General features: G+C 52.8%; 13 protein-coding genes. 12 read left to right on the plus strand and 1 reads right to left on the minus strand.

Annotation, left to right across the window (positions count from 1 at the left end; translation table 11 throughout):
* The first annotated feature begins 252 nt into the window (after positions 1-252).
* The 3 genes from LGH74_RS15195 to LGH74_RS15205 all read left to right on the plus strand — a co-directional run bounded on the left by LGH74_RS15195 (position 253) and on the right by LGH74_RS15205 (position 4,000).
* Complete coding sequence (locus LGH74_RS15195) at positions 253-765, plus strand: hypothetical protein (protein ID WP_226176964.1); 513 nt, start codon at positions 253-255, stop codon at positions 763-765.
* 221 nt (positions 766-986) lie between these two features.
* Positions 987-2,816 carry a molecular chaperone HtpG gene (htpG, locus tag LGH74_RS15200; protein WP_226176965.1) on the plus strand — a complete coding sequence of 610 codons (1,830 nt, stop codon included), beginning with the start codon at positions 987-989 and terminating at the stop codon, positions 2,814-2,816.
* 260 nt (positions 2,817-3,076) lie between these two features.
* Positions 3,077-4,000, plus strand: coding sequence for a toxin-antitoxin system YwqK family antitoxin (locus tag LGH74_RS15205; RefSeq protein WP_226176966.1), 924 nt, complete (start codon positions 3,077-3,079; stop codon positions 3,998-4,000).
* A 67-nt stretch (positions 4,001-4,067) separates the two neighbouring features.
* Here the strand turns inward: LGH74_RS15205 and LGH74_RS15210 are convergent, their stop codons facing one another.
* Positions 4,068-4,427: a YraN family protein gene (locus LGH74_RS15210; protein WP_226176967.1), complete on the minus strand. Its 360-nt coding sequence runs from the start codon at positions 4,425-4,427 to the stop codon at positions 4,068-4,070.
* A 249-nt stretch (positions 4,428-4,676) separates the two neighbouring features.
* Between LGH74_RS15210 and lipB the strand changes: the two genes are divergently transcribed.
* From lipB to porM, 9 genes are all read left to right on the plus strand, one after another.
* Positions 4,677-5,474, plus strand: a complete 798-nt coding sequence (lipB, locus tag LGH74_RS15215) for a lipoyl(octanoyl) transferase LipB (protein WP_226176968.1) — start codon at positions 4,677-4,679, stop codon at positions 5,472-5,474.
* Between the two features lie 2 nt (positions 5,475-5,476).
* The gene (locus LGH74_RS15220) at positions 5,477-5,893 is read left to right on the plus strand and encodes a hypothetical protein (RefSeq protein WP_226176969.1); all 417 of its coding nucleotides are present in this window, start codon (positions 5,477-5,479) and stop codon (positions 5,891-5,893) included.
* 69 nt (positions 5,894-5,962) lie between these two features.
* Entirely contained in the window at positions 5,963-7,030 is a 1,068-nt protein-coding gene (locus LGH74_RS15225) for an MraY family glycosyltransferase (RefSeq protein WP_226176970.1), read from the plus strand.
* Positions 7,031-7,119: 89 nt separating this feature from the next.
* The gene (locus LGH74_RS25125; RefSeq protein ID WP_226176971.1) at positions 7,120-8,229 is read left to right on the plus strand and encodes a DUF4271 domain-containing protein; all 1,110 of its coding nucleotides are present in this window, start codon (positions 7,120-7,122) and stop codon (positions 8,227-8,229) included.
* Positions 8,230-8,306: 77 nt separating this feature from the next.
* The gene (locus LGH74_RS15235; protein ID WP_226176973.1) at positions 8,307-9,137 is read left to right on the plus strand and encodes a uroporphyrinogen-III synthase; all 831 of its coding nucleotides are present in this window, start codon (positions 8,307-8,309) and stop codon (positions 9,135-9,137) included.
* Positions 9,138-9,280: 143 nt separating this feature from the next.
* The gene (locus tag LGH74_RS15240; protein WP_226176975.1) at positions 9,281-10,270 is read left to right on the plus strand and encodes a PorP/SprF family type IX secretion system membrane protein; all 990 of its coding nucleotides are present in this window, start codon (positions 9,281-9,283) and stop codon (positions 10,268-10,270) included.
* 236 nt (positions 10,271-10,506) lie between these two features.
* Entirely contained in the window at positions 10,507-11,511 is a 1,005-nt protein-coding gene (porK, locus tag LGH74_RS15245; RefSeq protein WP_135396255.1) for a T9SS ring complex lipoprotein PorK/GldK, read from the plus strand.
* A 68-nt stretch (positions 11,512-11,579) separates the two neighbouring features.
* Positions 11,580-12,386, plus strand: a complete 807-nt coding sequence (gene porL, locus LGH74_RS15250; protein WP_226176976.1) for a type IX secretion system motor protein PorL/GldL — start codon at positions 11,580-11,582, stop codon at positions 12,384-12,386.
* Positions 12,387-12,484: 98 nt separating this feature from the next.
* Positions 12,485-14,023 carry a type IX secretion system motor protein PorM/GldM gene (gene porM, locus LGH74_RS15255; protein WP_431357453.1) on the plus strand — a complete coding sequence of 513 codons (1,539 nt, stop codon included), beginning with the start codon at positions 12,485-12,487 and terminating at the stop codon, positions 14,021-14,023.
* Positions 14,024-14,027: the final 4 nt, after the last annotated feature.

Consider the following 14,027-nt stretch of genomic DNA (forward strand, 5'->3'; position numbering starts at 1 on the left):
TACAATAATTGATATTGATTCTTGGCTGCTGAATATTTGTTGTTGCTTTGTTTTGTTCAAATTCATCTTGGTGTAGTGAGAAGCTCATGAATGCGCTGCTATTCATGCTTTTATAACTGCATAGTCTTGAACTTGAGCAAAAGAAGGTTAAGCAGGCAGTAAGGCGTTATAGTCGAAAAGTTATAGAATTGGTGTGCTAAAAAACTATCTTTGTACTTTGGGCAATCATAAGTACGGTTGCCGGAGTACAGTATGAACAAACCGGATTCTCTTTTTCTGCATCACGACCAGGGCCTACGCCTGCTGCGCTGGCAGTGGCATGGCTCCATGAGCTCGGAGCAGTTCCGGACAGCTTTCTACTATCTGCTGGAAATATCAGATAAACAGAAAATTAGACGCTGGTTGGTGGACACCACTACCATGCCGGTGGTGGGTATTGATGAGCAAACTTGGCTAAGCGAGACTTGGTTGCCGCGGTTTGCCAAACTGCAGGTGACGGACGTGGCTATTATCCTGCCGGCCAACATGCACAACCAGTTGGTAATCGAGACGGTACTGGCGGATGGGCAGCGGTATGAGTGTGGAGAAATTCAATTTTTTTCGGATATAACAAGCTCGCTCGATTGGCTGACCAATTCCTCGGGGCGCGGACCGGAACTGGAGCTGGAATGGCAGCAGCAATACGCCGGTGAAGTGAAAAAGTCTAATACTGTCAGTGGGTTAGGTGGCCGCACTATCGTGGGTGGATTCTCGCATACGTTCTAATTGTAGACAATAGCTTTATGGCTTCTAGCCGCCCTATAAAGGGCGGTTTTTTCATTCTTGGTAGTGGTGCTTCATCATGGGCAGGAATAGCCCAGGTGCTGCCAAACTGACAGCTAAGCAGTCGTGGAACAGGTTTTGAGACGGGCTGGGTTGCGAAAAGCCGCTGTAAAAAGCTGGCGTTTCGTCCGGATTCTTATTTCAAACCCTTTTGCCAACGCGCTATGCAAGAGAAAGGTAGCATCTCGATTCATACCGAGAATATCTTCCCCATCATCAAGAAATTTCTCTACTCCGACCACGAAATCTTCCTGCGGGAACTGGTTTCCAACGCGGTAGACGCCACCCAAAAGCTGAAAAGCCTGGGTCAGCTCGGTGAGTTCAAAGGGGAGCTGGGCGATTTGAAAGTGAAGGTGAGCGTGGACAAAGAAGCCCGCACTATCACCATCTCGGACCGCGGCCTGGGCATGACGGCCGAGGAAATCAAGAAGTATATCAACCAGATTGCCTTCTCCGGCGCCTCCGAGTTTGTGGAGAAGTACAAGGAGCAGGACGCGGCCACCAAAGACCAGATTATCGGTAAGTTCGGCATGGGCTTCTACTCGGCCTTTATGGTGGCCGACAACGTCGAAATCTTCTCCAAAAGCTACCAGGAAGGCACCGAAGCCGCCCACTGGACCTGCGACGGCAGTACCGAATTCACGCTTGAAACTGCTGAGAAGGCCGACCGGGGCACCGACATCGTGCTACACGTAGCCGCTGATTCCGACGAGTTCTTGGAGCCGGCCCGCCTGCGCACTATCCTCAATAAGTACTGCAAATTCCTGCCCATCGAAATCGAGTTCGAGGGCGAGGTCATCAACCAGACCCAGCCCATCTGGACCAAGCAGCCGGCCGAGCTGACCGACGAGGACTACGTGAAGTTCTACCAGGAGCTGTACCCGTTTTCGGAGGCGCCGCTGTTCTGGATTCATCTGAATGTCGATTATCCGTTCAACCTGACGGGTATTCTGTACTTCCCCAAGGTGAAGGACGAGCTGCAATTCTCGCGCAACAAAATCCAGCTCTACTCACGCCAGGTGTTTATTACCGATGAGGTGAAGGACATTGTGCCCGAGTTCCTGATGCTGCTCCACGGCGTGATTGACTCGCCCGATATTCCGCTGAACGTGTCGCGCAGCTTCCTGCAGGCCGATGCGGCGGTGAAGAAAATCAACACTTACATTACCAAGAAGGTAGCCGACAAGCTGGCCGAGCTCTACCGCAAAGACCGCACGGGCTTCGAGGAAAAATGGTCGGATGTGGGCCTGTTCGTGAAGTATGGCATGCTCTCCGACGACAAGTTCTACGAGAAGGCCAAGGACTTTGTGCTGCTGCAAAACACCGCCGGTAAGTTCTTTACCTTGAGCGAATACCAGGAGTTTGTGCAGGCCAACCAGAAGGATAAGAACGAGCAGACCGTGGTGCTTTACACCACCGATGCCGAAGCTCAGCACAGCTTCGTGGTGGCTGCCCAGGACCGCGGATACGACGTGCTGAAGCTCGACGCGGTACTCGACTCCCACTTCATCGGGCAGCTGGAGCAGAAGCTGGAGAAGGTAACCTTCAAGCGCGTGGACGCCGACACCATTGGTAAGCTCATCGAGAAGGACGAAACCACCGAAAGCGTACTAAGCGACGACGACAAGACCAAATTGCAGGAACTGTTCAGCAAGGCTATCAGCAACCCGCAGATGCAGGTGCAGGTGGAGGCTTTGTCGCCCCAGGATGCGCCGGTTATCATCACAGTGCCCGAGTTTATGCGTCGCATGAAGGATATGCAGCGCGCCGGTGGGGGAGGTGGTATGCAAATGTTTGGCTCTTTGCCCGACAGCTACACCGTGAGCGTGAATGCCAACCACCCCGTGGCCCAGCGCGTGCTCAGCGCCGACGACGAAGGCAGCCAGAAGCTGGCCCGCCAGGCCTTCGACCTAGCGCTGCTGGCCCAGGGCCTGCTGAAAGGCGAGGCACTGACGGCTTTCGTGAAGCGCAGCGCCGACTTGCTCACGGCTTAGTGGTGAAATTGTGCCAGGTGAAGTTGTGAAGAAGTTGGGCTGCGGCCTCTTCTTGCAGCTGAGCTGACGAATAAACGGCTTCGGTGGCATTTGCTGCCGGAGCCGTTTTGTGTTTTTAGAGCCCGTCGAACCCGCAACTTCACCTTTCACAACTTCACTATCTCACCGCCCGGCACTAATTCCCTATATCTTTACGTTCGACCCTACGAATTCTGCCTGTTTCGTTGATGCGCCCACTCCGGTTTACCGTTCTTCCTCTTTTGCTAGTGCTGTTCCTGGTAGGAGCGTGCAGCAAAAAGACGATTTCCTTTAATAGCAAGCCCGAGCAGCCGGGGCTATCCACGCTTTTCTCGGATTCGCTCACCACAGCCCGCGACACTACCAACGCGCCGTCGTTGGATACCAAGCGGCTGGCCATGACCAAGGAGCAGGAGCGGGCCGCCAAGGAAAAGGAGAAGGCTGACCAGCGCAAGCCCAAAAAGAAGAAAAACGTTTTTCTGGGGGAGCGAATCAAGAAGAGCTTCACTAAATCGGGGCCCAAGGGCCGCAACCAGGTTATTGAGCAGTTCTACTACCTCAAAACCTTCCGGCAGCCCAACGAGTACGCGCCGGCGCTGTATTACTTCAACCCTAAGAAGCGCAAGATCTTCAAATCGACGGCTGAGTTGAACCCGGCCACCGACAAGATTCTGCACGGGCCCTACAAGAAGCTGCAGGGCGGCAAGGTGATAGAAACCGGCTACTTCGCCCTCGGCACGCGCCACCTACGCTGGGAACGGTCGAACAAGGACAACGTGCTGCTTACCAAAACCCACTACGAAATGGGCTTCCCGCGCGACGCGGCCGTGAGCTACTATGATGCCGAGAAGAAGAAGATAAAGGAGGTCATTCCCTACGTGGCCGGCAAGGTGGAAGGCGACTACGTGCGCTACCTCGAAAACGGCCAGCGCGACTGGGACGGGCAGTTTGAGAATGGCCGCAAAATCGGTACCTGGACCAAGTACTGGGGTTTCCGCAACCGTCGCCACTACGAGTACCAGTACGGTGAGTCGGGCTACGACCCGGAAGTAGCTGAGCCCGAGCTGGTGCGGGAATACAACCGCAACTCCGTGCTGATATATGATAAGGAGAAGGGCATCGACAAGCGCGACGCCGTAACAGACCGGCCCGGCACGAAAAAATAGCTCGTCGTTTTACCGCAGCAATATAGAAAAGCCCATTCTTCGCCGGATGGGTTTTTTTGTGACTAGCCTAATAGAAAGCATCCTCAAAATGCTCGATTCGGAACCCGGTACTGATCTGACTTAAGGCCAAGATGTCGAAGCGGATGTCACCCTGCCAGTCGGTTTCCAGCTGGTACTGCTCGGCGGCCAGCAGAAACAGCTGCCGCTTGCGTTCCGTCACGAATTTCTCCGGAAAGCCGAACTGGGCTGAGGAGCGGGTCTTGACTTCCACAAACACCAGCAACTCCTGGCCGCGCTGCACGATAAGGTCTACTTCAGCCCGGCGGTAGCGGTAGCCCTGCCGTACTACCGTGAAGCCCAGATTGGTCAGAAATGCCCCGGCGGCTTGTTCTCCGGCTTGTCCTAGCTCGTGTGCTGCGTATGCCATAAGCTGAACCGTAACCTTGTCAGAATTGGGGTTGGGACTAAATCTAGTACCTTTGCGGACTTTCCGTATACTCCTGAAAAGTATTTGGATTGCCCGGCGGCTTTTGGAATTATCCGGATTGCGCCGCCGGAATGCTCAATCCAGACTGTTGGTCCGGAATATACCAGAAGCTGCCGCAGTCTGCTTTGTTGCCTATATATACGTATGCGGCGAAGGTGTTCCGCGAATCGGTTTTTCAACGAGTTTGCCATGTCTTTATACAGCTCCTGCGCCACTCCCGACCCCGCTCCGGCTTCTGCCGTAGCTCCCGCTGCCGGGGCGGCGGGCCACAACCGACAGATTATCGTCAGGAAGCTAGGACTGGCCGACTACGAAGCTACCTGGGCCCTGCAGGAAGAGTTGCTGGCGGCTACGCTGGCCGTGAAAGTCCGCAACCGCCAGGCTGCCGATGAGGGCCGCCTGCCCGAAGCTACTCCCAACTACCTACTGCTCTGCCAGCATCCGCACGTGTATACGCTGGGCAAAAGCGGCAAGCCCGAGCACCTGCTGCTTGATGCCGAAGGCTTGGCCCGGCACAGTGCCACGTTTCACCGCATCAACCGCGGCGGCGACATCACCTACCACGGTCCCGGCCAGCTTGTCGGCTACCCCATTCTCGACCTCGACAACTTCTTCACCGACATTCACCGCTACCTGCGGCTGCTCGAAGAAGCTGTTATTCGCACCCTGGCCGACTATGGCCTCGCGGCCGGGCGCATTGCCGGGCTCACCGGGGTATGGCTCGATTTTGAGGAGGGTGCCCCTAATCCGCGTAAAATCTGTGCCTTAGGAGTGAAGTGCAGCCGCTGGGTCACCATGCACGGCTTTGCCTTCAACATCAACTCCGATCTGACGTATTTCGGGCATATCGTACCCTGCGGCATCACTGATAAGGCCGTTACTTCGCTCCAGCAGGAGCTGGGCCACGCCGTACCAGTAGCCGAAGTAGAGCAGCGACTGTTACCTCATCTGGCCGACTTGTTTGCGGCCGATTTTATCGTTGAGTAACTATGAAAGAGCACATCACCTTCGACCCTGTAGAGGGCGTTTCCGTTGCCATCGTGCCGGATGAGGCTGCCGTGACGCAAGACGGAAAAGCAGGGTGGATGGTATATTTGCTGAATCATAACCCTTTTCCCCTCGACAATGTCATTGTCAGCTCCAACGGTTACGGTGTGCAGAGCAGCGGGGAAAGTGTCCGAACCTCCACACTGCGCCACGTCATACTGGAAGTAGCCCCCCAAACGGCCGTTCCAATCGAACCCATTGACCCCGATTTATTTCACCTCAACAACCAATATTGGGTAAGCTACTACCGGGGCTCGCAGATATTCGATAAGAAGTTCATCTTCGTCCCCGATTCCATTGTTGCCGCCAATCTGATCCACATTGCTCTGCTCGACCGTGAAGGTGTGTTGCATAGCTAACTACCAATTTGCAGACCGCCTGGAGAATAATATTTTCGGGCTATTTGCTTAATTTTGAGCCGATACGTGATGAATGCACTCGGAATTCAGTTGGGTTTGTCCTTCCTATGGGCATTTTTGGTGGCACTCTTCGCGGTGCCTTCCATTATCTACATTGCCCATCTGAAGAACATGCTGGATACGCCCAATGTGCGTACTGTGCATGAATCTCTCACGCCTCGCCTGGGCGGGGTGGCGGTTTTTGCCGGCTTTATGTCGGCTCTCACCATTTTCGCTGACCTCAGCAATGGTATCCAGCAGCTGCTAGCCGGCTGTATCGTACTGTTCTTCGTGGGCCTGAAAGACGACTTGGTCAGCATTTCCGTCTCCAAGAAGTTTGTGGGCCAGCTGTTGGCCACCGGTGTGGTCATGATTATGGCCGATATCCGTGTTACCAGCTTTCAGGGTATTCTTGGCATTCACGAACTGCCCATCGGTATCAGCTACGCCTTCACGTTCCTGGCTATTGTAGGCATCACCAATGCCATCAACCTCATTGATGGGCTCGATGGCCTGGCCGGTACCATCGTTCTGATTATTACCAGCACCTACGGTTATTACTTTGCCCGCTACGGTGGTACTGGCTACGGCAACTACGTCTTCGTCTCGGTCTGCCTCATTGGCGGTATGCTGGGCTTTTTACGCTATAACTTCCACCGGGCCAGTATCTTCATGGGCGACACCGGTTCCTTGGTCTGTGGGTTCATCGTTTCCATTCTGACTATTCAGTTCATTGAAATGGGCCTCAAAGTTGGTGGCCCTTTCGCTGCTTCGTCGCCCGCTGTAGCTATTGGTATCCTCTTCGTGCCCCTCTTCGATACGCTTCGGGTGTTCATCGTGCGCATGATGGCTGGCCGCTCGCCCTTCTCTCCAGACAAAAACCATGTGCATCACCGCATTCTGGCTATGGGCTTTCAGCAGATCAGCACTGTCATGCTGCTGGGCCTGCTCAATCTGGTAGTTATTCTGTTTGTCATCAACTTCGCGGCACTGGGCAATACCCTGCTGATCGGGGCTCTGGTGGCCTTTTCCGTTCTGATTAGCATATTCCTAGGCGTTTATCAGAGCCGAAGTGCTCAGCAGCGCGTAGCCTCCTAAAAGTGCTTAAACGGGCAGGGAAGAAAGACACAAGTAGTTGGCAGCAGATAAAATGGCTACTGCTACTGCTGTGCCTTTTGCCTTTATCAGTGGCCTCCGCTGCCGAGTATCGGCCCTTGCCACCTGCCACCAAAGGCGGTCTGTCAGCCGATTGGCTTATCCATGATGCCCCGCACAATCGGCTCGTGCTTTACTTGCCTGATTACCACACTCCGGCATTGGCCTATTACCAGTGGGTGTCGGTTCGAACCGGCCGCGCTTTCCCGGTTACCTTTGCTGCCCCCAAGGGCCTGAGTATTTTTTTAGACAACCGACTAGCATTTACGGCGGCTACCTCTGCTTCCTACACGCTAGATCTGGCAAAGCTGTTGCCCGCAGGATCGGTTCCTGGGCTGCATCTGCTATGCGTGTGGCATCCTACTACGCCCCCTAACCTCGCTACCTTTACTAACTCCCTGCCCGCCGTGCAGGCCAACAAAGCCCCGGTAAAGCCGGTAGCCGTGCAGCCCTTACCGCGTGGTCACCAAGGACAGAACGTATTCTTGTGCTTTCTGCTGCTGATTGGCTTGTTATACGGTAGCATCCGATCAGCATACCAACCTGGCTTCGCCCGTATCTATCATTTGGAAGGCTTGTGGGGCAAGCCTTCCAATGATCAAGACTTCCTGACTAAACCCACTGTTACCTGGCTCAACTTGCTGTTGGTCATGGTTTTCTCGCTTTCATTTGCCTTGTTGCTGGTAGCAATTCATACCAATATTCAGAGCATCGTCATTTTGCGGCGCCTGTTTGATGTTCCGGAGTCAGCCATCATTGTACGGGTACTGTTCTATGCCGTGCTTATAGCGGTTTTCGTCCTGGGTAAATACATCTTCTTGGAGGTCATGGGCTATATCTTCGACGTAGCTCAACTGGTTATGGTGCAGTACCGAGAGTTTATGCGCACCATTCTGTTTATGGGTCTTTTTCTTCCGGGAGTAATGTTACTCTATCTCGGGCTGAATCAGACCTTGCCTGAAACAGTCCTATGGGTGTCCAATGGAGTGGTTTCCTTGATGTTGATTGGTACCGTTGTTCGCATCGCCCGCACATTGCACAGACGCGCGTCCTTACTAAATCTGCATTTGTTTTCGTACCTTTGCGCCACAGAAGTGATTCCCTTAATCATTCTGCTTAAGTTGATTGTATTCACTTATTAATCGACCTGTAGCAGAAGCTCTTCTATTACTCCCAACGCCCCCTTATTGCCTTAGATTTACCCCCTTTTTTTTACCCTATGGCCGAGAGCACAGACAAACCGGGGACGGGCCGTCACGCTAAGCGTATTTCCAGTATTCTGGTTACCCAGCCTAAGCCCGCAAACGACGTTTCCCCCTACTTTTCAATTGCTGAGAAGTACGGGATTAAAGTCGATTTCCGCGAGTTTATCCAGGTCGACCCTGTTTCGTATAAGGATTTCCGCAAAGAGAAGGTCAATATTGCGGAGCATACAGCTGTCATTTTCACCAGCCGCAATGCAGTAGACCATTTCTTTCGAATTTGCCAGGAAGCTAAGCTGGAGATGCCGGCCGAAATGAAGTATTTCTGCATCTCCGAGCAGACGGCTAACTATCTGCAGAAGTACATTGTGCTGCGCAAGCGCAAGCTCTTCGTTGGTCAGCGCACTGCTGCCGATCTGTTCGACGTAATCAAGAAGCACAAGGGAGAGAAATTTCTGTACCCCTGCTCTGATATTCGTAAGGATGACATTCCGGAGTTTATGCGGGCCAATGGCTTCAAGTTTAGCGAAGCCGTTATCTACCATACCGTCGCGAGCGACCTGTCGGACCTCTCCGATGTGAAGTATGACTGCATTGCCTTCTTCAGTCCCTCCGGCATTAGCTCGCTGTTCATCAACTTCCCTGATTTCGAGCAAAACGGCACTCGTATAGCCGCTTTCGGCCCCACGACGGCTAAGGCCGTTATTGACGCCGGACTGGAATTAGATATTGAAGCTCCTCATCCCAATGCTCCTTCCATGACCGGAGCCATCGAGGCTTACATCCGGCTACATCATGGCCCGGATGTAGGCAAGGAGAAAAATAAAAGTGGCAAACAAAGCGCCTAACGCGTAAAACAAACGGAAGAGCAATCAAATGCTCTTCCGTTTGTTTTTTTGCGGTGGTTTGTTAGGGAGGGTTTTTTGCATACATTTGGAAACCCCTACGTTGGCCCACCCAAGCCCTAACAGACCACAAATCAACCAGTTCCATGAAGAGAACTCTACTTTCTTTATTGCTGACTTCAGCAATTTCCGCCACTGCTCTTGCTCAGCAACAGCCCCAGTTTAGCCATTATGGCTTCAATGGGATGTATCTGAACCCAGCCTATGCGGGAATTAAAGGTCAGGGAGAGATAACTACGCTGGGCCGCTACCAGTATTTGGGCTATAAGGCTTCGTTTGATGACGGCGGCTCGCCCCAAACTTATAGCCTTAGTGCTTCGCTGCCAGTAGCTGCTATTGGTGGTGGTGTGGGTATCAGCGTCTTCCGCGACAAAATTGCTGAGTCCAGTATCACCAACGTGCAGTTGTCGTATTCCAAGCATATCCAAGTTGGCGAAGGACGGCTTGGTCTGGGCGTGCAGGGTATTTTCAACCACTTGAGCAAAGGTGTATACCGCCCCGCAGAAGCTGGCGACAACAGCGTACCCCGGGATGGTTCTGATCAGAAAATTGACGCCGGAATCGGGGTTTGGTACGAATCGGACAAGCTGTATGGCGGGCTGAGCTTCAACAACCTCTTGCGTTCCGAATACCAGTTCAAGAGCGAAGGCGGTACCAACAGCGCGAAGGTAATCGGCGAAAATCACGCGTATCTGACGGCTGGCTACAATATCGAAGCGTCTTCTTCCGTTATAGTTACCCCCACGGTGCTCGTGAAGATGGTATTGCCCGGCAAATTCGGCGACAATAATAAACTCTCTTTCAAGAACAACTCTTACGAAGGTGGTGTTCGGGCTACGCTGAACGATAAGTTCTGGGGTGGCGTAAGTTATCGGTACGATGAGTCCATCACGGGCTTATTAGGCATGAGCTTTGCTAAGGACAATGCCCTGCGGTTCGGTTATGCATTCGACTTTATTGCATTTAACCAAGCTGCGCGTGCATTCAGCTCCCACGAAATTATGCTCTCCTACCGCCTGCCCAAGCCTGGGCCGGCCACCCGTCCAGCTATCCGCACTCCCCGTTACAGCTTCTGATTTTAGGGGGTGTAACAAAGATTGTTTGGTGGTTGGATGTATGTATGCTGAATTTACAGGGCATTTACACTAACTCACTGCTTTCCATCGTTTAACCGGTATCCGTACCGGTTCGTAGACAAAAGGTAAGCATTGAGCGACAGGCTTGCGAACGAATGTAATATTCGCTAGATTTGCCGGATCGTTAAATTGTAATCTTAGGGTATCGCCGCCTGAACAGTCTTTTTTTCCTTAACATGAACAAGTTTCTCGTATTGCCTCTCGTAGCCCTGTCGGCGCTGTTTTTGGGAGGCTGTGGTTTCGGCAAAGGACCGCAAGGCGATTTGGTCGGAGCGGAGGACCGCCCCGAGTTCAATCCCCAGGAGGTGCCCTTTGGTATGGTTCCTTGCCCCGGTGGTACCTTCCACATGGGCCAGACCGACCAGGATATATCGGCCTCCATGGTCAACATGAACAAGCAGGTAACTATTGCCGGCTTCTACATGGATGAGACGGAGATTACCAACAACGAATACCGTCAGTTTATGAACGCTATTCGCCAGGACTCTATCGATGTGCTGGGCGAAGAGTATGTGATGACTGAGCTCTACCCCGATACCACGGTATGGGTGCGTGACTTTACCTATCACATGGGCGACCCTCTGATGGAGTACTACTACACCCACCCAGCTTTTGATGACTACCCGGTAGTTGGTGTCGATTGGTTTGCGGCCAAGTACTTCTGCAACTGGCGTACCAAAAACAAGAACGCGGCCAATGCCGAAGCTGGTTTGGCCCCAACGCCAAACTTCCGCTTGCCTTCCGAAGCTGAGTGGGAATATGCTGCCCGTGGCGGCCGTGACCTTGCTACCTATCCTTGGGGCGGCCCTTACCTGCGCAATTCGAAAGGCTGCATGCTGGCTAATTTCAAGCCTGGTCGTGGCGACTACGCCAGCGACGGATATGCTTACACCGCCCCAGTTGGTGCTTTCTTCCCCAACGACTTTGGCCTGTACGATATGTCGGGTAACGTTTCCGAGTGGTGCGACGATGCCTACATGGAAGCTTCTGTGCCGGTTGTTTGGGACATGAACCCAACTAACCCGGATGACAACGAGCCCCGCAAAGTAGTGCGTGGCGGTTCGTGGAAGGACATCTCCTATTTCCTCGAAACCGGTACTCGCAACTTCGAATACCAGGATTCAGCCCGCTCTTACATTGGTTTCCGGACTGCTATGATCCAGATTGGCTCGGCACTCTAGAATACGCAATTCAAGCATCCCCCCCGTTTACTTCATCACACAACACATTCTTTCAATTTACAACTCAAATGGCAGCAAAAGGCGGTAGTTTCCTGTATGACGTGGTTATGCCCAAGGTGTACGGCATCGGGGCCGCAGTCGTAATCGTCGGGGCTTTGTTTAAAATTCAGCACTGGGATGGCGCTAGCGAAATGCTCATCGTAGGTCTCGGTACTGAAGCACTTATTTTCTTGCTCAGCGCATTCCAGCCTGCTTCGCACGAGCCGGATTGGTCGCTGGTTTACCCAGAATTGAGCGAAGGATACGATCCTTCCACTAACAGCAACAGCTTTGCCGCTGACACCAACAGCAAAGGCCTGACCAAGAAATTGGACGACATGCTGAAGGATGCCAACGTAACTCCCGAGGCAATTTCTTCGCTGGGTGCCGGCCTGAACCGTCTGTCGACAACCACGCAGCAGCTTTCTTCGCTGGGTGACGCTACCAACGCTACCGAGGAGTACACCACCAAGGTTCGTTCGGCTGCTCAGTCGCTGGAGAAGATCAACAGCGCTTACTCGAACACGGTAGAGGCCATCACGGCTATGTCGAGCGCTACGGCTGACGCTAAAGAGTATCATCTGCAAGTTCAGAATGTAACCAAAAACCTTGGTGCTCTGAATGCAGTGTACGAAATGGAGTTGCAGGATGCTAACACGCACCTGAAATCTATGAACAAGTTCTATGGCACGCTGAGCCAGGCTATGGAAAACCTGACCGAGGCTGGCAAAGAAACCGACCAGTTCAAGCAGGAGGTGACGCAGCTGACCAGCAACCTGGGTTCGTTGAACCGGGTGTACGGTAATATGCTGAACGCCATGCGTGCTACCAGCTAAGTCTGGAACAGCACTACTAATTTTCCGTCCAATACATATAGATTAGGCAAGACACGATGGCGGGAGGAAAAGAAACTCCAAGGCAGAAGATGATTGGCATGATGTACCTAGTACTGACTGCACTTCTGGCCCTTCAGGTAAACTCAGCAATACTGCTCAAGTTCAAGTTCCTCGACGACAGCCTTTCGGCTATCAACAACAAGGTGTCGAAGTCGAACGATGGCGCAGTAAAAGGAATTAAGGCTCAGGTTGAAAAGAACCGTAATCAGGCTTCCGACTTAGCAGTTCTGCAGCAAAGCGAAGATATTCGTAAGACAACTCAGGAAATGGTAACCTACTTGGGTACTGTTCGTGAGAAGCTCTTGGCTGCCACTGAAAACAAGGGCAAGAACGAGTTCAAAAACATGAGTGCCGAAGACAAGGTTGCCAGCACAATGCTCGGCGGCAAGAAAGACGGCGTTGCTTACGACATGAAGAACAAGCTGAATGCTTATTCCTCATACATCCAGAAATACGTTCCCGGTATTCCTCCGTTGGCACTCGATGCCAAGGATGATCCAATGGTTACCGACAAAGAGCAGCGCAACAAGAACTTTGCTGAGTTGAACTTTGAAAACACCCCGGTAGTAGCTGCTCTGGCTACACTGGCTCAGAAAGAAGCAGAAGTGCTGAAATATGAGTCGGATGCTTTGGCTGCTCAGGCTGCTAAAGTAGGTGGCAGCATTATCGTATTTGATAAAGTAGGTGCTTTCGCAAGTGCTGAGTCGAACACGGTAGCTGCTGGTACTAAGTATAAGGCTGAGCTGTTCCTGACGGCTTCGGCTACGGGTCTTAAGCCTTCGATGACTCTGAACGGCAGCCCACTCACAGTTGGCCCTGACGGTAAAGGCAAAGTTGAGTTTACGGCTCGTCCCGGCTCGTTTGATGCTGCCGGCAATGCCAAAGCTCAGTGGACCGGTACCATTCGCTTCAAGCAGAACGGCCGCGATACGACCTTCAAGGTTACGGTTCCTTACACGGTTACCAAGCCAGTAATGCAGATTCAGTCGGCTTCGGTACAAGCTCTGTATTTCAAGTGCGGCAACAAACTCAGCGTACAGGTTCCTGCTCTGGGTGCCCAATACAAGCCGGCTTTCTCGGCCTCGGGTGCTTCGGTTATCTCCGGTGCCAAAACGGGCGACGTAACGCTGGTGCCTAACTCGCGTGAAGTAACCCTGAACGTAAGCAGCAGTGGCAACGCCATCGGTTCACAAACCTTCCAGGTTCGTCCGATTCCTAAGCCCGAAATCAAATGCATCGTAGGTGGCCGCGAGGCTAATGAGAAGCAGGGTACGCCCATCACGGCAGTACGTAACATGAGCCTGAAGGCAGTGCCGGATGCTGGTTTTGCTACTTTCCTACCCGATGACGCCCGCTACCGCGTAACTCGCTACGAAGTGACGCTGGTACGTGGCAAGCGCCCTGCTTTGCCAACCCGCACCATCAACGGTCCGGAAGCCAACCTGAACGATGTAGTTAACTCGGCCCGCGAAGGCGACCGTCTTTACATCGAAGTGAAAGAAGTTCGGCGCTTGAACTTCCAGGATCAGCAGGAAGAAGTAAACGTTGCGAAGCAGTTCAATATTCCGTTGCTGTAAGCGT

It is taken from the genome of Hymenobacter lucidus (assembly GCF_020447265.1).
Taxonomy (GTDB): Bacteria; Bacteroidota; Bacteroidia; order Cytophagales; family Hymenobacteraceae; genus Hymenobacter; species Hymenobacter lucidus.